The organism is Fontisphaera persica (assembly GCF_024832785.1).
GTDB classification, from domain to species: Bacteria; Verrucomicrobiota; Verrucomicrobiia; order Limisphaerales; family Fontisphaeraceae; genus Fontisphaera; species Fontisphaera persica.
In genome coordinates this window covers 3,000,989-3,021,665 of record NZ_CP116615.1, presented here as the reverse complement: position 1 = coordinate 3,021,665, position 20,677 = coordinate 3,000,989, and the positions used below count along the sequence as shown (strand labels likewise).

Annotated in this window: 15 protein-coding genes; 11 read left to right on the top strand and 4 right to left on the bottom strand. The window is 61.7% G+C overall.

Going from position 1 to position 20,677, the window contains the following annotated elements:
- Nucleotides 1-45 precede the first annotated feature (45 nt).
- Complete coding sequence (aroF, locus tag NXS98_RS11310) at nt 46-1,059, bottom strand: 3-deoxy-7-phosphoheptulonate synthase (RefSeq protein WP_283845087.1); 1,014 nt, start codon at nt 1,057-1,059, stop codon at nt 46-48.
- A 93-nt stretch (nt 1,060-1,152) separates the two neighbouring features.
- On the bottom strand, nt 1,153-1,689 hold the full coding sequence (locus NXS98_RS11305; protein ID WP_283845086.1) for an adenine phosphoribosyltransferase: 537 nt from the start codon (nt 1,687-1,689) through the stop codon (nt 1,153-1,155).
- 166 nt (nt 1,690-1,855) lie between these two features.
- Here NXS98_RS11305 and NXS98_RS11300 point away from each other — a divergent pair, with 166 nt between their 5' ends.
- From NXS98_RS11300 to NXS98_RS11285, 4 genes are all read left to right on the top strand, one after another.
- Nucleotides 1,856-3,211: a Gfo/Idh/MocA family protein gene (locus NXS98_RS11300; protein ID WP_425499957.1), complete on the top strand. Its 1,356-nt coding sequence runs from the start codon at nt 1,856-1,858 to the stop codon at nt 3,209-3,211.
- Between the two features lie 106 nt (nt 3,212-3,317).
- Nucleotides 3,318-6,254, top strand: a complete 2,937-nt coding sequence (locus NXS98_RS11295) for a 2-oxoglutarate dehydrogenase E1 component (protein WP_283845084.1) — start codon at nt 3,318-3,320, stop codon at nt 6,252-6,254.
- A gap of 36 nt (nt 6,255-6,290) precedes the next feature.
- Nucleotides 6,291-7,574 carry a 2-oxoglutarate dehydrogenase complex dihydrolipoyllysine-residue succinyltransferase gene (gene odhB, locus NXS98_RS11290; protein WP_283845082.1) on the top strand — a complete coding sequence of 428 codons (1,284 nt, stop codon included), beginning with the start codon at nt 6,291-6,293 and terminating at the stop codon, nt 7,572-7,574.
- A gap of 220 nt (nt 7,575-7,794) precedes the next feature.
- Nucleotides 7,795-8,253: a helix-turn-helix transcriptional regulator gene (locus NXS98_RS11285; RefSeq protein WP_283845081.1), complete on the top strand. Its 459-nt coding sequence runs from the start codon at nt 7,795-7,797 to the stop codon at nt 8,251-8,253.
- Nucleotides 8,254-8,276: 23 nt separating this feature from the next.
- On the opposite strand, the gene NXS98_RS11280 is transcribed toward NXS98_RS11285, so the two are convergent.
- On the bottom strand, nt 8,277-9,221 hold the full coding sequence (locus NXS98_RS11280) for a response regulator (RefSeq protein ID WP_283845080.1): 945 nt from the start codon (nt 9,219-9,221) through the stop codon (nt 8,277-8,279).
- 199 nt (nt 9,222-9,420) lie between these two features.
- Here NXS98_RS11280 and NXS98_RS11275 point away from each other — a divergent pair, with 199 nt between their 5' ends.
- From NXS98_RS11275 to NXS98_RS11250, 6 genes are all read left to right on the top strand, one after another.
- On the top strand, nt 9,421-9,804 hold the full coding sequence (locus NXS98_RS11275) for a BlaI/MecI/CopY family transcriptional regulator (RefSeq protein ID WP_283845079.1): 384 nt from the start codon (nt 9,421-9,423) through the stop codon (nt 9,802-9,804).
- Between the two features lie 60 nt (nt 9,805-9,864).
- The gene (locus NXS98_RS11270) at nt 9,865-11,139 is read left to right on the top strand and encodes a M56 family metallopeptidase (RefSeq protein ID WP_283845078.1); all 1,275 of its coding nucleotides are present in this window, start codon (nt 9,865-9,867) and stop codon (nt 11,137-11,139) included.
- A 13-nt stretch (nt 11,140-11,152) separates the two neighbouring features.
- Entirely contained in the window at nt 11,153-15,277 is a 4,125-nt protein-coding gene (locus NXS98_RS11265; RefSeq protein WP_283845077.1) for a DUF2723 domain-containing protein, read from the top strand.
- Between the two features lie 209 nt (nt 15,278-15,486).
- Nucleotides 15,487-15,762 carry a hypothetical protein gene (locus tag NXS98_RS11260; protein ID WP_283845076.1) on the top strand — a complete coding sequence of 92 codons (276 nt, stop codon included), beginning with the start codon at nt 15,487-15,489 and terminating at the stop codon, nt 15,760-15,762.
- Nucleotides 15,763-15,968: 206 nt separating this feature from the next.
- On the top strand, nt 15,969-16,745 hold the full coding sequence (locus NXS98_RS11255; protein WP_283845075.1) for a ParA family protein: 777 nt from the start codon (nt 15,969-15,971) through the stop codon (nt 16,743-16,745).
- 69 nt (nt 16,746-16,814) lie between these two features.
- On the top strand, nt 16,815-18,095 hold the full coding sequence (locus NXS98_RS11250) for a PQQ-binding-like beta-propeller repeat protein (RefSeq protein WP_283845074.1): 1,281 nt from the start codon (nt 16,815-16,817) through the stop codon (nt 18,093-18,095).
- A gap of 140 nt (nt 18,096-18,235) precedes the next feature.
- Here NXS98_RS11250 and NXS98_RS11245 read toward each other — a convergent pair whose 3' ends face one another.
- Nucleotides 18,236-19,516 carry a 6-phosphofructokinase gene (locus NXS98_RS11245; protein ID WP_283845073.1) on the bottom strand — a complete coding sequence of 427 codons (1,281 nt, stop codon included), beginning with the start codon at nt 19,514-19,516 and terminating at the stop codon, nt 18,236-18,238.
- A 233-nt stretch (nt 19,517-19,749) separates the two neighbouring features.
- Here NXS98_RS11245 and NXS98_RS11240 point away from each other — a divergent pair, with 233 nt between their 5' ends.
- On the top strand, nt 19,750-20,646 hold the full coding sequence (locus NXS98_RS11240; RefSeq protein ID WP_283845072.1) for an SMP-30/gluconolactonase/LRE family protein: 897 nt from the start codon (nt 19,750-19,752) through the stop codon (nt 20,644-20,646).
- Nucleotides 20,647-20,677: the final 31 nt, after the last annotated feature.

The window sequence follows — 20,677 nt, the reverse complement described above, 5'->3', positions numbered from 1 at the left end:
CTCTGCCAGACCTCCCTATACGTCACTCGCCGCAGAATTCAAGTGTTATCCCTGCTGCGTGGCGGCGAGGAGGCGCTGGACTTTTTCCTGCAGCTCCGCAAATTTGTCAAATGTCAGGGATTGTGGGCCGTCGCTCAAGGCGCGGGCGGGGTCCGGATGCACTTCCACCAGCAGCCCGTGGGCGCCGGCCGCCACGCCGGCCAGCGCCAGGGGGATGACATAGGGCCACTTGCCGGCGGCGTGGCTGGGGTCCACCACGATGGGCAGGTGGCTGAGTTGTTTCACCACCGCCACCGCGCTCAAATCCAGGGTGTTGCGGGTGTGGTCAGCAAAAGTGCGCACACCACGCTCACAGACCACCACCTGCCGGTTGCCCCCGGCCAGGATGTACTCCGCCGCCATGAGCAGCTCCTCCAGGGTGGCGGCCAGGCCGCGTTTGAGCAGGATGGGCTTGCGGCTTTCGCCAGCCCGGCGCAGCAGGGAAAAGTTTTGCATGTTGCGCGCGCCAATCTGAATCATGTCAGCCACGGGCTCCACGGCATTGAAATTTTCATGGTCCAGGGCTTCCGTGACCACGCCCACCGGAAACTGTTGTTTGATTTCGGCCAGGATTTCCAGGCCTTTTTCTCCCAACCCCTGAAAGGCATAAGGCGAGGTGCGCGGCTTGTACACTCCTCCGCGAATCAATTTCACCCCGTGCGAGACCAAAAACTCCACCGTGCGAAACATCTGGTCCCGGGATTCCACCGCGCAGGGGCCGGCAATGAGGACGGGAATGGCCGGGCCACCCATGGGCGTGCCGGCCACCGTCACCACGGTGTCCTGGGGCTGGGTTTCGCGGCTGACCAGTTTGTAGGGCTTGGTGACCCGGATGCATTCCTTGACCCCCGGCAGATTCTCAAAGGGGGCAGGGTTCACCGGCCCGGTGTTGCCCAGCACACACACGGCGGTGCGCTCGGCACCGGGCATCGGCACAGGGCGGAAACCGCAGGCGCGCACCTGCTCCATGACCGCCTCCACCTGCTGCGGGGTGGCGGCGTGATCCATCACTATCAACATAAGCGCTAATTAATACGACATGAACCGGGGAAAGTGCAATGGCAGGTTTTTGCACTGGAGAGACCGGGGTGAAAGCCCATGCGCCCGCCCCCCTTAGAACACCACCACCGAGCGCACCGGATACTGGCTCAACCGGCGGCGGCCTTCTAAAAACGAAAGCTCAATCAGAAAGGAAATCTCCACAATGTGCGCGTTGATTTTCTGCAGCAGCTCCGCTGCCGCCGCGGCCGTGCCGCCCGTGGCCAGCAGGTCATCCATGAGAATGACCCGCGCGCCGGGCTTCACCGCGTCCACATGAATGGCGATGGTGTTGGTGCCGTACTCCAGGGCATAACTCTGCTCCAGGGTCTGGTAGGGCAGCTTGCCCTTCTTGCGCACGGGCACAAACCCCGCGCCCAGCTTCAAGGCAGCCGCCGCGGCGAAAATGAAACCGCGCGCGTCAATGCCCACCACCGCATCAATGCTGCCCGGCGCGTGATGGCCGGCCAGCAAATCTATGGCGCCCGCCAGCAACCGCGGGCTGGCCAGCACGGGCGTGATGTCCTTGAACTGGATGCCCGGCTGGGGAAAATCCGGAATGTTGCGTATGGCTGCCTTAATCTCCGCTGCGGTGACCGGTGATGGATTCATACGGTGGTATAAATGCCCAAGATGGCCCTTTTTCGCAAAGGTTTTTCTAATAACGCCCGGCCCAGAACGAGCAAACCGGCTTGACGCCACCATTGCCGGCGGCAAACTGGCATTCATGAAACAAGCCCTGTCCAAAGCCCATGGGGCGGCCTCGCACGGGAACCGCCTGGAACGCCGTCAATTCCTCAAAGCCACTGCGGCCGCGAGTTTCTGGCTGGCCAGTGCGCCCGCTTTCCTCGGGGCGGAGGCCGCCGGCAAAAAGTACCGCACCGCGCTGTTGGGCACCGGCTGGTGGGGGATGAACATTTTGGGTGAAGCCATGGCTTCCGGCCAGTGCGAGGTGGTGGCGTTGTGCGATGTGGACCGGCGCCTGTTGGAGCCGGCGGCCCAAAAAGTGCAACAGCTCACCGGGGCGCAACCCAAGTTGTTCAAGGACTATCGCGAGCTGCTGGCCGGGGTTAAACCGGAGATTGTCATTGTCGGCACGCCGGACCACTGGCATCCCTTGATGACCATAGACGCCGTGCGCGCCGGCGCCCATGTGTACGTGGAAAAGCCGGTGGGCCACACCATCCGCGAGGGGCGGGCGATGGTGAAAGCGGCGCGGGAAACCGGCAAGGTGGTGCAGGTGGGCACGCACCGGCGGGTGTCGCCTCACAATGTTTCCGGCCGCGAATTCATTTTATCGGGCAAGGTGGGCAAGATTGGCTTCATCCGGAGTTTTGTGCATTACGGCGGCGGGCCGGAGAAACCACGGCGCAATGTGGAGCCGCCGCCGGAACTGGACTGGGACTTGTGGTGCGGCCCGGCGCCCAAACGCCCCTACAACGGCGACCCCAAAAACCCGTGGAGCGGCGGCATTCATCCGCGGGGTTTCCGCAACTATCTCGATTACGCCAACGGCACGCTGGGGGATTGGGGGGTGCATTGGATGGACCAGATTCTTTGGATTATGGGTGCCATTACCGGAGAATTGTGGCCACGCAAGGTCTATTCCACCGGCGGGCGCCCCGTCAAAGGCAAGCCGGTGCTCACCGAAACCGAGCAGACCACCGACGCGCCCGACCACCAGATTGCCACCTTTGAGTTTGAGAACTTCACCGCCACCTGGGAGCACCGCCAGTTTGCGGGCAACAATGCCGAGAAGGGCGAAAATGTGGGCTGCTATTTCTACGGCACCAACGGCACTTTCCACATGGGATGGAAGAATGGCTGGGTGTTTTATCCAGCCGACAGCCGCGCCGAGCCGGTCCGGCAGGCGCCGCAATTGCATCCGCCGGATGACCAGAATATCAAGGAATTGTGGGCGGACTTTCTCGATGCCATCAAAACCGGGCGGCGGCCGGTGAGCGACATTGAGGAGGTGCATCGCTCCACCAACATGAGCCTGCTGGGCATGCTCTCGCTCAAGTTGGGCCGCAGCGTGGTTTGGGATGGCCGCAAGGAAGAGTGTGTCGGCGACCCGGAAGCCAACCGGCTCCTGCAGCGTGAATACCGCCCGGGCTGGCAGTATCCTGCTTAAGCGCGGTTAATCACCTCCGCCAAGTTTGGCTGATACTTGCTGCGGAGCCGGCGCCAGGGGTGGCTTTATGGCGGGTTGCGATTATATTGTGGGTTAACGATTGACTATGAGCAACATGGACGAGGCTGGCCCGGCAGCAAGTTGGGAATTTGTCGAGGCGATGTACGCCGACTATCTGCGCGATCCGGCCAGTGTGCCGCCGGAATGGCAGCAGTATTTTCAACGCATGGATGGAGCCGCACCGTCGGCCCCCCTGCCCGCATCCAGGCCGGCGAAGGCTGCGGTGTCCCCGCCGTCCCCGGCGCCGGTGAGCGCACCCCCCACCGGTTCCGCCAGGGCTAAAGGCGGCGCGGGAGCATCCACCGCTCCGGCGCCGGCGCCCCGCGCCCCCGGTTTGCAGGGGGAAGATTTGGAGCACCGGGTGCTCATGCAGCACCGGGTGGAGCGGCTGGTGCGGGCCTACCGCGGGCGGGGGCATATCCAGGCGCGCATAGACCCGCTGGGCACCCCCACCCGTTATGTGCCGGAACTGGACCCGCAATATTACGGGTTCACCGAGGAGGACATGGACCGCCAGTTTTATTGCGAGACCATGCGCACGGAGGGGCCGCTGACACTGCGCCAGATTATCAGCCGCCTCCGGCAAATCTATTGCGGCTCCATTGCCTTCCAGTACCTGCACATTGATGACATGCGGATGCGGCACTGGGTGCAGGAGCGCATCGAGGGAGAGCAGTACTGGGCGCCCCTGCCGCGCAACATCCAGCGGCGCATCCTCACCCGGCTGACCGATGCGGTGGTGTTTGAGCAATTTGTGCGCCGCAAGTTTGTGGGCGCGAAAAGTTTCTCCCTCGAGGGCGGCGAGAGCCTCATCCCGCTGCTGGACCTGGCGATTGGCACGGCGGCGCAGCAGGGCGTCAAAGAGATTGTGCTCGCCATGGCGCATCGCGGGCGGTTGAACGTGCTGGCCAACATCATCGGCAAAAGTCCCAAGGAAATCTTCCGCGAGTTTGAGGACAAGGACCCCGATTTGTACATGGGTGGCGGGGATGTGAAGTACCACATGGGCTACAGCAGCGATTATCGCACCGCCGCCGGCCAGCATGTGCACCTGTCCCTGTGTTTCAACCCCAGCCATCTGGAATTCGTGAACCCGGTGGCCCTCGGCCGCACGCGAGCCAAGCAGGATCGGCTGCGGGATGACGAGCGGGCGCAGGTGATGGCCATGCTCATACACGGGGACGCCGCGTTCATTGGCGAGGGCATCGTGCAGGAGACCTTGAACCTGAGCCGGCTCAAGGGCTACCAGGTGGGCGGCACCATCCACATCATCCTCAACAACCAGATTGGTTTTACCACGCCCCCCACTGAAGGCCGCTCCACCATGTACACCACCAGTGTGGCCAAGATGTTGCCGGCTCCCATCATGCACGTGAACGGTGAGGACCCGGAGGCGGTGGCCCGCTGCATCCAACTGGCCATGGACTTTCGGAAAACCTTCCAGGTGGACGTGGTCATTGACATGTACTGCTACCGGCGGCTGGGGCACAACGAAGGCGATGAGCCTTCCTTCACACAGCCGTTGATGTACAAGCTGATTGAAAAGAAACCCAGCGTGCGCGATGCCTACCTCGAAAAGCTGATTGAGCTGGGCGGGGTTACCCGCGAGCTGGCCGAGCAGATTGAAAAGAAACGCACCGAGGCGCTGGAATTGCAACTGAGCGAAGCGCGGCGCTCCACGCGCATCATGCCCCCCAGCAGCCTCATGGGGCGCTGGAAAGGTTACCTGGGCGGCCCGGAACCGGCGGATGACCAGCCGGAGACCGGATTGCCCCGGGAGCAGTTGAGCAGCTTGTTGGAGCGGCTCACCGATTTGCCGGAGGATTTTCATCTGCATCCCAAACTGCAACGGTTCATGGAAGCGCGCCGCGCCATGGCCAAGGGCGAGCAGCCGCTGGACTGGTCGGCCGGCGAAGCCCTGGCGCTGGCCAGCCTGGCAGTGGACGGCGTGCGCATCCGCTTGAGCGGCCAGGACAGTTGCCGCGGCACGTTCAGCCACCGGCATGCCGTGTTGCACGATGTCGAGAACGGCAACCCCTACTGTCCTTTGCAGCACCTGGCCGGCAATCAGGCGCCGGTGGACATCATCAACAGCCCCCTGTCTGAGGCCGGCGTGCTGGGCTTTGAGTACGGGTACAGCCTCGACTGTCCCGAGGGCCTGATTATGTGGGAGGCGCAGTTTGGCGATTTCGTCAACGTGGCCCAGGTCATCATTGACCAGTTTATCGCCAGCGGTGAGGACAAATGGCGGCGCTTGAGCGGGCTGGTCATGCTGCTGCCGCATGGCTTCGAGGGCGCCGGGCCGGAGCACTCCAGCGGGCGCATTGAGCGCTTTTTAACCCTGGCGGCGGATGACAATATTCAAGTGGCCATTCCCACCACCCCGGCCCAGATGTTTCACCTGCTGCGGCGGCAGGCCCTGCGCCGCTGGCGCAAGCCGCTGGTGGTGTTCACCCCCAAGAGCATGTTGCGCCATCCACGCGTGGTTTCCTCGCTGGACGAACTGGCCAGCGGGCGGTTTCAGCGGGTCATCCCGGACCCCCGGCACCGGGCCATGGACCAGGTCAGCCGCGTCTTGTTGTGCGCGGGCAAATTGTATTACGAACTCGAAGCCCGGCGCGAAAAGCTGGGCGTCGAGGATGTGGCCATTGTGCGTCTGGAGCAGCTTTATCCCTTCCCTCGCGCCGAACTGGAGGCGCTGCTGGGCGACTGCAAACCGGGCACCAACGTTATTTGGGTGCAGGAGGAGCCGGAGAACATGGGTGCCTGGCATTACCTGCGCGTCACCGTCAGTATGCAATTCCTCAATCGCCTGCCCTTCAGCGGCATCTGCCGCCCGGCCTCGGCCTCGCCGGCCACCGGCTCGGCTTCGGCGCACCAGCTTGAGCAGGAAGAATTGCTGGCCAAGGTGTTCGCCGCTGAGCAGCCGGTGGTGCGGCCGCGCACCGAAACGATTATCGGCACCAAACAGACTCAGGCGTAATCACGGGAAAAACCGCGTGGCAGTGTGGATTTATCTATGAGCAAACCAACCATTGAATTGCGGGTGCCCTCGGTGGGCGAATCCGTGTCCGAAGTGGAAGTGGGCGAGTGGCAGGTGGCCGAAGGCGGCGAAGTCCGCCGCGACGCCACGGTGGTGATTTTGGAAACCGACAAGGCCACCGTCGAGGTGCCGGCTCCCGAAGACGGGCGCCTGGTCAAGGTCCTTTGCCCGCGCGGCGCCAAAGTCAAGGTGGGCGAAGTGCTGGGTTTGCTGGAGCCGGCCGCGCTGCCGGAGGCCACCCCGGAAATCATCAAGGCCGCGGCGCGCAAAAAGGCGCCGGCCGAGAAACCAACGGCACCGGCCGCACCGCCCCCGCCGCCCGCCCCGGCTCCCGTTGCGCCCATCGTCATGCCCGCCGCCGCCCGGCTGGCGGCTGAGCAGGGCGTTAATCTGAACGAGGTCCCCGGCACCGGACCGGGTGGGCGCATCCTCAAGGAAGACGTGCAACGTGCAGTGGCGGCCGCGGCGCCGCCCCCGCCGCCGGCCGCGCCGCCCGTCGTGGAACCTGTTACCCCGCCGCCCGCCCCTGCCGCCGCGCAGGGACCGGCAGACAGCGCGGGCGCGGAGGAGGAAGTGGTGCCCATGAGTTTATTGCGGCGGAAAATTGCCGAGCGGCTGGTGCAGGCCCAGCAAACGGCGGCGTTGCTGACCACGTTCAACGAGGTGGACATGTCGGCGGTGCAGGCGTTGCGCAAGCAGTACCAGGAGGCTTTTCAGCAAAAGCACCAGGTCAAACTGGGCATCATGTCCTTCTTCGTCAAAGCCGTGGTGGCGGCCTTGCAACAGGTCCCCGGCTTGAATGCCGAAATCCGCGGCGCCAACATCGTTTATCACAAGCGTTATGACATCGGCATCGCCATCGGCGGCGGCCGCGGCCTGGTGGTTCCCGTGCTGCGGCGCGCCGAGCGCATGAGCTTTGCCCAGATTGAGCAGGCCATTGCCGATTATGCGGCGCGGGCGCGGGAGAACAAACTGCGCCCGGAAGACCTGACCGGCGGCACCTTCACCATCACCAATGGCGGCGTGTATGGCTCCATGTTGTCCACCCCTCTGATTAATCCGCCGCAAAGCGGCGTGCTGGGCATGCATGCCATTCAGGAGCGCCCCGTGGCGGTGGGCGGACAGGTGGTGATTCGGCCCATCATGTATGTGGCGCTGACCTATGACCACCGCCTGGTGGACGGCCGCGAAGCGGTGACCTTCCTGAAAACCGTGAAGGAATTTATCGAGAACCCGGCCCGGCTGCTGTTGGAGGTGTAGCCGGGCTTGTGAGTCCCCATCTCATCTGGCAAAAGGCAATAACTTGGGCGCTTAACGGTTTGGAGCACAATGGGCTGCTTCGTGGCCTGGCAGACCAGGCAGCGGTCTAGCTCCCCGCCTTTTGCCAAGCCAATTTTCCGCCCGGTTTTTTGCGTAGTTTTTAACCAATCGTCACGCTCTTGTGATAATTCGATGGGACGTTTGCACCGGTGTTATGACTATGTCGGTTCAAACGATCAATCCCGCCGGCGACCATGCCCGCCAATCGCCGTCCGCGCCCGCCGGCAATCCTTTGAATGGGCAGTTGGGCGCACGCGAGCGCCTGGAAGCCTACATCAGCCGCCTGCCCAAGGATGAATGGATCCAGCGTGAGCCAGCCGAGCTGGCGCAGATTTGTGGCTGCAGCTTGCGCCATTTGCGGCGGCTTTTCCGCCAGTGTTTTGGAGTGTCCTTGCGCGCCCAGCAAACCGAATACCGCCTGCATCGCGCCAGCCAGTTGTTGATGGAGACGGACGATAAAATCCTCAGCATTGCCTGGGCGGTGGGGTTCCGTCATCTGGGCCTGTTCAGCCGGATGTTCAAGCGGCGTTTCCGCATGACCCCCTCCGAATGGAGGGCCAAATTCCGTCAAAAGGAACCGCCTCCTCCTGCCGCGCCGGAAGCAGTCAAGGCGTCCTGAAGCTTCCTGCAAACAGGGATGGCTTACACGGCCAGCGAGGCCAGGCGGTCCAGCTCGCTTTCGATTTCCAGCAGCCGCTTGCGGGTGTTTTCGATTTCGCTCTTGAGCCGCTCAATTTCCTGATACTGCTGCTTAAGGCTGCGGATTTGGCGGAACTGGCTGAGCAACGCCTGCACCTTGGCGCGCAAGAGTTCCAGATTCACCGGCATGGGGAGCACATCCACCGCGCCAGCCTTGAAGCCTTTGTGCAACACCTCCTCCCCCGGAGACTGGCCGGTGATGAGGATGATGGGCAGGGTGGCGTATTCTTCATTTTGCCGGATGAACCGGGCCACCTCGAAACCGTCGCCATCGCTTAATTCACTGCCTAAAATGACCAGGTCCACACCTTTTTTGACCCATTCGGTGGCGTCCTTGATGGAATTGCATTCCAGGATTTCCACACCCAGTTTGTCGGGCCAGCCGGCGGACTTGAACAGCGGCGCCAGCCCGCTGTGCGCCACCAGCACGCGCTCCCGCTCCACGCCGGGCACGGCGGTGCGCATTTGCTCCAGCACTTTGCGGGTGCGGCGGAACAGCTCGGCGTAGGCCTGAATCTTGCCGCGGAAGGCATCCACACGAAACGGCTTGGTGATGTAATCGGCGGCGCCGAGCGCATAGCCGCGGGCGGCGCTTTGCTCGTCCTTGTAATTGCCCGTCACAAAGATGATGGGGGTCTGGCGGCTTTTTTCCAGGCTGCGGATGCGGATGGCAGTTTCATAGCCGTCAATGCCGGGCATTTGAATGTCGAGCACAATCGCGGCAAACTCATTGTCCTTGACCAGACGCAGGGCTTCCTCGCCGTTTTGCGCCGTAATGAGATTCAATCCCAAATCACCCAGGACCGTGCGATAGAGCTCCAGCGCGTCGGGGCTGTCGTCCACGAGCAGAATGCTGACATTGGCGCTTTCCATAGCTGCGTGTTTCATTGCGTGTGCGAATCAATTGCCTGCGCGCACCGCCGGCGGTCACGCCAGTGGCACAACAAGCCGGCCATGTGTACCTGCACTACTTAAGAGCGGGCGCGGCGAAAAAGCAAACCTTTTCCCGGTGGGCGGGTGGGTGCTAAAAAATTAGCAAAACCGGGTTGACACGCCAGCGGTGATGCTAAATATTTAGCACCTACGCATGACTTGGGAAACACAGCTCAGCCGCCGTGAGCGCCAAATCATGGACATCCTGCATGCCCGCGGCCGCGTCCCCGCGGCTGAGGTCCATGCCGCCCTGCCGGACGCGCCCAGTTACTCCGCGGTGCGCGCCCTCCTGCGCATCCTGGAAATCAAGGGGTATGTGCGCCACGAACGAGAGGGGTTGCGCTATGTGTTCATGCCCGTCGAACCGCGCAACCAGGCCAGCCGCTCGGCGCTCAAGCGGGTGCTGGACACTTTCTTTGGCGGGGCGGTGGATGAGGCGGTGGAGGCGCTGTTGGAAGTCTCCGAGACGCCGCTGGGCGAGGCGGACCGGCGCCGGCTGCGCAAACTCATTGCCAAGGCCAGAAAGGAGGGGCGTTAGCGGCTGGGGACAAACGGACTGCTGGCGCGGGCGCCTGGCCCTGCAACGCAAGGAAACCCCATGAACACGACGACCGACCTGGCGTGGACTGGCCCTGAAGGATGGGAGGTGCAACTCCTGGGGGCTGCCGTCAACGGCTTCCTGCTCTTGTTGGTGGTGGCCCTGACCCTCGCTCTGCTGAAACGCGGGGCGGCGGCGGTGCGGCATTTTATCTGGCTGATGGGCCTGGGCAGCCTGCTGCTGCTGCCCCTGGCCCCAGAGGTGCCCCTGCCGCTGAAAACTCCCGAATGGGCCGGTTTTGAAAATCCCGTCACCAACTGGGTCATTACTCTTACCTTTGCCGGCCAGACCAACGCAGCTCACCTCCAGACGGGCGCATCCCCGTCATCGGCCCTCCAGCCGCCGGCTTCCCTGCTGGCTGCCCGGGCGGTGTCGCCGGTGCCTGCTGGGGCGACGTCGCGGCGACCGTGGCTGCCATGGACGTGGCTGGCGGGGTTTGGCCTGTTGCTGGCCCATCTGGCCTTGGGCCGCTGGCAGCGCTGGCAACTGGCGCGCGAGGCCGCGGTTTGCGAGGAGCCCTCGCTTCTCGCATTATTGCGTGCCGAGTGTGCGGCGGTGCGTTTGCGGAGGCGCCCCACGTTGTTGTTGAGTCCGCTGCCCGTCATGCCGATGACCTGGGGACATTGGCATCCGGTGATATTGCTGCCCCGGGAAGCCCTGCGCTGGCCGGCCAGCCAGTTGCGCATGATGTTGCGGCATGAGCTGGCCCATATCCAGCGCTGGGACAGCTTGACCCACGGTTTTGCCAGCCTGTTGCGCGCGGTTTTCTGGTTCAACCCCCTGGTCTGGCTGGCCTGCCGCCACTTGCGCCAGGAGCGGGAACAGGCCTGTGATGATTGGGTGCTGCGCGCCGGGGTGCGGCCCAGTGAATACGCGCAGTTTTTGCTGCAAATGGCCGGAAGGCTGGCGCTGCCCGCCCGGGCGGCGGCCCTGCCTGCGGCCCGTCCCTCCACGTTGGCGCGCCGGATTGAGGCGCTGTTGACGAACCGTCCCCGCCAGAATCTGCGCCTGTTGCCCGCAGTCGGAATCATCTTTCTTTATCTGGCAGCCATTTTGTTTTTCTTTGGGGCCAAAGCCCAGGCCGCCAATACGCCGGGGGCAGGTGGCCATGAGGCGCCTTCGTTGCGGCTTGTCTATCCGAGCCGACTGGCCGCCGGGCCTTCTGCCACGTTGCGGACGCCGGCCGGCGCGCACTTTTCTATTGGACAAAGCCAGCCCTTCTCTCGCAGTCTAACCGCTTGTATTGTCTGTTCAGGGCCATGGCCCAAGGTTTGATGGAAATGCCAATATGAGTACCGAAAAACCGACCAAGCCAGCCGGGGGAAAAAACGAGGGTGCCAGCCCGGCGCAGCCGGTGGCCAAGACCAAGCTGGCTAAAGCTCCGGAGTCGCGGGGCACGCCCGCGCCCGCGCCGGTGGCGCCGGTGCCGCCGTTGTTTCGGCCGGTGGACTGGATTACGCTGGGACTGACCTTTTTGGTGGTGTTTGCCGGATACCTGTACACGCTGGCGCCGGATGTGACCTTGGAGGATTCCGGCGAGCTGGCGGTGGCCTCCTATTATGCCGGCGTGCCGCATCCGCCCGGTTATCCCGTCTGGACCATCTACACCTGGCTGTTCACCGAGCTGCTGCCGGTTTCCAACATTGCCTACCGGGTGGCGGTTTCGAGCGCCTTTGCCGGGGCGCTGGCCTGCGGGTTGATTGGCTTGATGGTCTCCCGTGGCAGCAGCATGATGATTGAGAGTCTCGAAAGCCTGCGCAACATTGACCGGCGCTGGGAAAATTACATCTGTTTGTTCACCGGCTTTGTGGCGGCGCTGGTCATGGGATTCAATGGCTTCATGTGGAGCCAGTCGGTGATAGTGGAGGTGTATTCGCTGAGCGTGCTTTCGCTCACCGCCGTGCTGGTGTTTTTGCTGCGGTGGACCTATGCGCCCAATCAAAACCGCTACTTGTATCTGGCGTTTTTCATGTTTGGCATTTGTTTCACCAACCATCAAACGCTGATTCTGGCGGCGATGGGCATTCAGGTGGCCATCATCTTTGCCAAACCCAAGCTGGGGCGCGACTTGATGCTGGGCAACGTGCTGTTGTTTGTGGGCGGCCTGATTCTCAAAGCCCGGGGCTGCCTCTCCACCTTTGATTCGCCGCCCGGCCAGATCAACATGGTCTATGCCATTTTCCTGATGGTGGGCCTGGCCTCCCTGGTGGCGTATGTATGGCTGCTGTTCAAGACAGAAACTTATTATTTCGTGCGCGATGGTCTGTTTCTGGCCTTCTTCGTGGCGCTGGCCGTGGTGTATGCCAATGGCAAGGAATCACTGATCTGGCAGCAGGAGCATCGCGCCACCGTGGTGTTCATGAAACTCATGGTCTTCATGGCCGTGGTTGCTCTGGGGATACATGCCTTCCTCAAGCTGGAGCAGTACAAGCAAATCTGGGTCGTCCTGCTGGGCGGGGCGCTCTTCTTTGTGGGCGCCTCCCTCTATTTGTTCATGCCCATCACCTCCATGACCAATCCGCCGCTCAACTGGGGCTACCCGCGCACGGAGGATGGTTTCTGGCATGCCTTCACCCGCGGCCAGTATGAAAAGACCAACCCCACCAACATCTTCACCAACCCGCTGCGCTTCATCCGGCAGATGTGGGATTACACTGGCGGCATGGTCAATGAGTTCACCTTTGTTTATCTGGTCATCGGGCTGGTCCCGCTGGCGTTTCTCAAGAAGATGCAAAAACGCGAGCGGGCCTGGGTGATTGGCCTCACGGCCATTTATCTATGTCTGGCGGTGTTGCTCATGATCATGCTCAATCCGGGGACGGACCGCCAGAGCCGCGAATTGAACCGCGTGTTTTTCACCTCCTCGCACGTGGTGGTTTCCATGTTCATCGGCTACGGCCTGGCCATCCTGGCGGCGTTGTTATTGACGGATTATCAGCGCTGGCGCATGCCGCTGCTCTTCGGGGTGGGCGCCGCCACCGGCATCGCGTTGTATGTGGTGCTGGGCACATTTGGCGACACCGAAAAAACCGTCATTGACCCGGAAAGCTGGTTTTACGACTGGATGGCCATCCCCAACAAAAGCCCGCTGGTCCGTTTTACCGCCGTGTACAGCCTGGTGCTGGCGGTGCTGGGGCTGATTACCCTGGGCGTGTTCCGCGCGCGCGTCTGCATGCCGCTGGTGCTCGCGGTGTTTGCCCTGATGCCCATCAAGAGCATCCTCTCCCACTGGGAGGACAACGAGCAGCGCGGCCACTTGTTCGGCTACTGGTTCGGGCATGACATGTTCACCCCGCCGTTCAAAAACGCCAAAGGCGAGTGGAGTTATGACGCCAAAGAACGGGCCGAACTCCTCAAGGCCGGCAAACTGGTGTATCCGGAGATGGCCCGCGACGCCGTGCTGTTTGGCGGCACGGACCCGGGCCGTTTCAATCCCACCTACATGATTTTCTGCGAAAGTTTCATTGACGCCAAATACAAGCCGCGCGATCCGGTGTTTGACCGGCGGGATGTGTACCTGATCACGCAAAACGCGCTGGCCGACGGCACTTACCTCAACTACATCCGCGCACATTACAACCGCAGCGCCCAGGTGGACCCGCCATTTTTCCAGGAATTGTTCCGGAGCACGGCTGATGTCCAGCAGAACCGCACGAATCTCCTGGCGAAAATGATGCGGCCGGTGGATGCCTTTTTCCTGAATTTGGGCGATCGGGTGGAAAAACGCCGGCGCGTCGGCAGCTCCTACTTCCAACCCGAACATTTCACCGACCTGGCCGGACTGGCCAGAAAAATCCAGACCGGCGGCGAGCCGGCGGGTGTTTCCAAATACCTCCTGGCCCAGTTGAGCGCGCAAACTCAGAGTCTGCTGGGCACACCCGGCCCGGCCCTGGCCAAGGCCCTCGCGGCCGATTTGAATCGCGTCCTGGAAGGCGGAATCCTCTACGATTCCAACCGGTTTGCCGGCGTCACGCTGAAGGAAACCACCAAGGCCTTCATTGCCCAGCAGCCCAAGAGCCACACGCGCATCCGCCTGAACCGGCTCCTGTTGGAGGAGGCTTATCCCAAGGAAATTGCGCCGAGCCTGGGCGGGGTTTATCCCGACCGGGAAATCCACACGCCTTCCGTCGAGGACTCCCAGCGGTGCTTTTCCGAGTATTTGGATGATGTGCAGCGCCGCATGCAAAGCGGCCAGATTCGCCCCGGCGAAGATGTGCGCATTGAAGGGGGCCGCGTGCAGGTGTCCGGCCAGGTGGCGGTGATGTCCATCAACGCCCTGCTGGCCAAGGTGATTTTTGACAAGAATCCCACCCACGAATTCTACGTGGAGGAAAGCTTTCCGCTGCAATGGATGTATCCGTACCTGGAGCCGTACGGCATCATCATGCGCATCAACCGCACGCCGATGCCGGATTTGACCGAGCGCCAACTGGAGCTGGACCATGAGTTTTGGGCGCACTACTCCGAGCGGCTCATTGGCAATTGGATCACCTACGACACGCCCATTTCCAACATCTGCAAATTCGCCGAGGACGTCTATTTGCATCGCGACTACAGCAAATTCACCGGCGACCGCAAATTCATCCGCGACGACAACGCGCAAAAAGCCTTCAGCAAACTGCGCAGCTCGATTGCCGGCGTCTATGCGTGGCGGCTGTCCAATTCCGCCGACACCCCCCCGGAGTACCGGCCCAAAACTCCGGCCCAGCGCCGGCGGCTGATGAAGGAGGCGGAGTTTGCCTTCAAACAGGCGCTGGCCTTTTGCCCTTACAGCCCGGAAGCCGTGTTTCGCTACATCAACCTGTTGCTGGCCAATCTCCACGAGAATCCGGCGCGCATTGACGATGCGCTGCTCATCGCCGAGACCTGCCGCAAGCTGGACCCCGGCAACCCCCAAGTGGCGGATTTGGTGAACCGGTTGCGGGAAATCCGCAAGGCCAATGAAAACTTGTTGCGCGTGAGCGAGCTGGAGAAAAACTTTTTGGTGAACCCCACCGTGAGCAACGCCTTCTCCCTGGCCCAGGTGTATCTGCTCGCCAATGACACCAACAAGGCGGTGAATGCGCTGGCCACCTCCCTGATGCAGCCCAGCCTGAACACCAACGAGCTGGCGGCGCTGGCCACGGCGTTCATGCAGCTCAACCAGGTGCCGTTGCTGGAGCAGACTCTGCTGCGCATGAGCAAGGTGGCCAGCAATACCGCGGAAGTCTTTTATGACCTGGCGGGGGTCCAGGCGTTGCAGGGCAAAAATACCGAGGCCCTGACCCATTTGCAGCGGGCGATGGAGCTTAACCAGCAGGCGCGCGCCACCAACCCCAATACGAAAAATTTCCGCGAGGAAATTCTGGGGGACGGCCGCTTCCACAACCTGCGCAGCCATCCGGACTTTCTCAAAATCATTTCCGGGAAGTAACTCCGGGTGTCTTTTGCGCTGGACGCAACTTGTCCAAAAAACGGGCATGCCGCCCCGGTTTGCAGACAATGGGGCGGCCCCAGCGCCATAAAAACCCGCCAAAACTGACCTGAAAGCACGCTTTCCCACCCGTACCAAGGGTTGGCAAACGGCCTGCTGTTTTTCCAGGTGGACGCCTGTTACCGGGGCGTTGGCCATCAGGAAAAACTATGCGCTTTGCGATTGAAGTGGGAGAAGTGGCCCGGCAACAAGTCGAGTTCTATTTCAACCAACTGCTCGGCCTGACCGTCATCCGGGCCAATGGACGGGAAATTAAAAAACGGGTGCGCCTTTTCTCTGAGCCGGTCAAAGAAGCCCATGAGCTGGACCTTGACGGTTTGGAAAAGCTGCGCGTGCGCATTGAAAAACATCGCCAATGGCTGATTTCCAGCCGCTATCTGGTTTTCGTCAATGACCGGCTGGTGCAGCGTTTTCAGGGGGTTTGACCAGCGCGCGGTGGCCCCATTTTTTCCGGCGCAGTTTTGCGCTCAGGAAAAGCAGGGCAGGGGAAGAGGCCCATGCTCCCTGGCGTCGCCCCGGCACGGCGAGAATCTTGAACCAGGCGCCGGCCAATCAGCGCCGCCGGCGCGCCCCGTCCGTTGCGGGCAATTTTTTGCTGTCCTCGCGCCGCGCTTTCCCGTAAATCAGCGGCGTGGCGACGAAAGTCATAGCCGTGGCCAACCAGAAAGGCGGCGTGGGGAAAACCACCACGGCCGTGAACCTGGCCGCTTGCGTGGCCGCGCAAGGGCGGCGCGTGTTGCTGTTGGATTTGGACCCCCAGGCCAACGCCACCAGCGGCGTGGGGCTGGAAAAAGAACCCGGCGGCAGCGCCTATGGGCCTCTGCTGGGGCAAGGCTCGCTGACCGAGAAAATCAAGCGCACCCCTTTTGAGCGGCTCGATGCCATTCCCAGCGAGATGGATTTGTGCGGGGCGGATGTGGAGCTGATTCGAGCCGAGCAACACCTGCATCGCCTCGCCCTGGCGCTCGAACCCATCCAGGCGGCCAACCATTACCAGGTGGTGTTGATTGATTGCCCTCCCTCGCTGGCCGTGTTGACTCTGAATGCTTTTGCCGCCGCCGATGGGCTGGTGGTGCCCCTGCAATGCGAGTATTACGCCTTGGAAGGCATTTCCAGCCTCACCCGCATCATCAATCAGCTCCGCGACACCGGCGTCAACCCGCGCCTGCATCTCTTTGGCGTGGTCATGACCATGTTTGACGCCCGCACCAATCTCTCCAAGCAAGTCGAGGGCGAAGTCCGCCAGCACTTTGGCTCCATCGTTTTCGACACGGTCATCCCCCGCACCACCCGGCTGGCCGAGGCCCCCAGTTTTGGCAAGCCCATCATCCATTACGACAAATACAGTGCCGGGGCCGCCGCCTATGAGGTGCTGGCGCAGGAATTTTGCGAGCGCCTGGGCATTTAGTTTAGCCCGCCGTGGTGAAGAATACTGGCGCCGGCAGCGTCCAACGCAGTAACTTTATGTAGACTAGGTATGATGCACTACACCCATAAAATTGGCTCAACCTCCCTCTCACTCGCGTTGTTGTTTGCGGCTGCTGCGCTTTCCGCCGCCGACTGGCCGGCTTATCGCGGACCCTTCGGCAATGGCATTACGGCTGAAACCCTGACGCCGTGGCCAGCCAGCGGCCCGAAGCAAATCTGGAAAGTCCCCACGCCGCGTGGTTTCAGCTCCTTTTCCGTGGCGGGTGGCCGGGTGTACACCCAGATTGTGGGGGAGGGACAGGGCGGGGCGATGGAGCAGTTGGTGGCCATGGACGCCAACACCGGCAAAGCACTCTGGCGGTTTGACATTGGCCCGGCCGTGTATGACCGGGGCGGCGACGACGGCGCCCCTGACAATCGGGGCGGCGACGGCCCCCGCTCAACCCCCGCCGTCAGCGGCAACCGCGTCTATGTTTTCTCGCAGGATTTGGTGTTGAGCTGTGTGGACGCCGCCACGGGCAAAAAAGTCTGGAGCAAAGATATCCTCAAGGAGTTTCAGGGACGCAACATTGGCTGGAAAAGCGCCATGTCCCCGGTGGTGGACGGCGACTTTGTGTATGTGGCTGGCGGTGGGCCGGGCGCTTCCATGCTGGCCTTCCATAAAAACACCGGCCAACTGCTTTGGAAAACGGGCAACGAGCGCATTACCCATGCCACGCCGGTGGTGGCTACGATTCACGGCGTCCGCCAAATCATCTACTTCATGCAAAGCGGCCTGGTCTCCGTCTCCGTGGTGGATGGCCGCGAGTTGTGGCGGTTCCCCTACAAGTTCAACGTTTCCACCGCGGCATCTCCAGTGGTGTGCGATGACATTGTTTATTGCTCGGCCGGCTATGGCGTGGGTGGCGGCGCCTGCCGCATCACCAAAGAGGGCAGCCAACTCAAAGCCGTCCCCCTCTGGCAGGTGCCCGGCGATACCAAGGTGGCCAATCACTGGAGCACGCCGGTTTATAAAGACGGCCATCTTTATGGCATGTTCAGCTTCAAGCAGTACGGCCGCGGCCCCTTGAAGTGCGTGGACGTGAAGACCGGGCAAATCAAGTGGGAGCAGCCCGGTTTTGGCGCTGGCCACATTATTCTGGCCGGCAACAAGCTGGTGGCCCTGGCGGATGATGGACAGGTGGTCCTCGTGGAGCCTGCGCCGGAGGGTTACAAAGAGTTGGCGCGCTACAAGGCGGTCACGGGCAAGTGCTGGACCACCCCCGCGCTGAGCAACGGACGTCTATACCTCCGCAGCACGGTGGAAGGCGTGTGCCTGGAGGTCAAATAACCTGCCCCTTTTAAGCCCCCGCAAGCCACGCTGGCGGCGTCGCCCACGCGGTCTGGGCGCCTTCCCTTCTTTTAGAAAATCAAAGCCCCGAAAGCCAGACGGCCTTCGGGGCTTTTGTCAGCAAAATGGCGTCCTGCGCCTTATGCTCGCGGAGGCAGTTTCTTTTCCACGCGATTCTTGAGCAGGCTCACGTATTTGGGCAGGCCATGCTCCATGGGCGGGCGTACCTCGCCTTCGATGAGCGGCTGGGCGTAGTCCACAAATTTTTGATTGGGCATGAAACCGTCCTCGCTGATCCAGTCGCGCGGCAGGAAATGTTCCACATTGGCAATATCCTGCAGCGGCTGCAGGTCTGTGCCCCATTGAATCTGGCCATTGGCGCCCACGTTGCGCACAATCTTCACCATGTAGCCGCTCTTGCCTTCCACGGCGGCGCGCACCGCGGCTTCACCCACGGCGAAGGCGTTATTGGAGTCGGTCAAGCTGGCGAAATGGGCCGCCGCCCGCTGCGCGTACCCCAGCAAAACGGTCCGCGTTTTGGTGTTCAACCGGCCCTGCACGATTTGCTTGAGTTTCTCCGCCGCGCCGGCCAGCACGGGGTGGCCAAAGGCGTCCAGGCGGGTTTTGTCGGCGCCGATTTCCTCGCCGTTGGGGTACTTCACCCCTTCGCCCACCACCACCACGCAGTATTTGTAGGCGTCCACCACATCCTTCACCTTGGCCACAAACTTGTCCTCGTCAAAGGGAATCTCGGGCAGGAGAATGATATGCGGCGGATTGGCCGGGTCGCCCCGCTTGGCCAGCACGGTGCCGGCGGCAATCCAGCCCGCCGAGCGGCCCATGACCTCGATGATGCAGCAGGAGCCGTCATCAGTGGCCATGCTGCCCACATCAATGCCCACCTCCATGACGGTGGTGCAGTTATACTTGATGACCGAGCCGTAACCGGGGCAGTGGTCCGTGTGCGGCAAATCATTGTCAATGGTCTTGGGCACGCCAATCACGCGCATTTCGTACCCGCGTTTGACCGCCTCTTCATGCACCTTGTGCGAGGTGTCCTGCGAGTCATTGCCGCCGATGTAGAAGAAATAGCGGATGTTATGCGCCTCAAACACCTGAAACAGCCGGTCCATGTCCTTGGCCGCCTTTTCCGGTTTCTTTTTGAAGTCAATCTTATAGCGGCAGGTCCCCAAGGCCGCTGCCGGGGTGTAGCGCAACCCCTCAATCGCCCGGCGCTGCTCGTCATTCAAATCAATCAAATCCTCATTGAGGATGCCCAGGATGCCGTTCATCCCCCCATAGATTTCCTCAATAAACTCGTGCTTGCCGGCCTCGGTCACCACCCCCGCCACGCTGGCGTTAATGACGGAAGTAGGCCCGCCTGATTGGGCCACCAATAGATTGCCAACTAATTCAGCCATAATTCAGTTTCAATAATAATACTTAAACCTTGCCAATCCGCCCCGCTGCCTGTCAAAGCGGAAAATGAAAAAAATTGGCGCAAATGCGCCCCCGGCGGCGTCAGGGAAGCCCTCCTGCCAGACGCCAGCACGGAGCGGCCGCTTCCACGCCGTCCGCGGGTCTCCCTGGCCGCCCTTTGCCGGGGGGGTATTCGCCATTGCGCAAAACCGCGCCGCCGCGTATGCTGCACCCCATGAAATCTGCATTCATGTGCCTTGCTGTGTTGGTGGTATTGTCTGCGGCTTCCGCGCTCCCGGCCGCCGAAAGCAAAATCATTGCTCCCGGAGCCAAACTGGAATTGCTGGCCGATGGTTTCAAGTTCACCGAAGGCCCCGCCGCCGATGCCGAGGGCAACGTCTATTTTACCGACCAGCCCAATGACCGCATCATGAAATGGAGCGTGGACGGCAAGCTGACCACTTTTCTGCAACCTTGCGGGCGCGCCAATGGCCTGTACTTTGATTTGAACGGCAACCTGCTGGCCTGTGCGGATGAAAAGAATGAATTGTGGTCCATTGACAAAAACGGCAAGCACACGGTGCTGGTCAAGGATTACCAGGGCAAACTCCTCAACGGCCCCAATGACCTGTGGGTGCATCCCAAGGGCTGGATTTATTTCACTGACCCCTTGTACAAACGCCCCTACTGGAATCGCGGCGGGATGGAGCAGGACGGCCAGCATGTGTACCTGCTCAGCGCCGACCGTAAAACCCTCACCCGCATCATTGATGATTTGCGCCAGCCCAACGGCATCATCGGCACACCGGATGGCAAAACCCTCTATGTGGCTGACATCGGCGCGCGCCGCACTTATGTTTATGATTTGCAGGCCGACGGGAAACCCACCAATAAACGCCTCTTCTGCGAACTAGGCTCCGACGGCATGACGCTCGATAATGAGGGCAATGTCTATCTCACCGGCCGCGGCGTCAGCGTGTATGACAAAAACGGCCAGAAAATAGAGCAGATTGACGTGCCCAAAGGGTGGACGGCCAACGTCACCTTTGGCGGCAAAGAGCGCAACCTGCTCTTCATCACCGCCAGCGACGCGGTGTATGGCCTGAAAATGCGCGTCAAAGGCGCGCAATAAAGCCCGGCGCGGGGAAATCAACGCCGCGGCG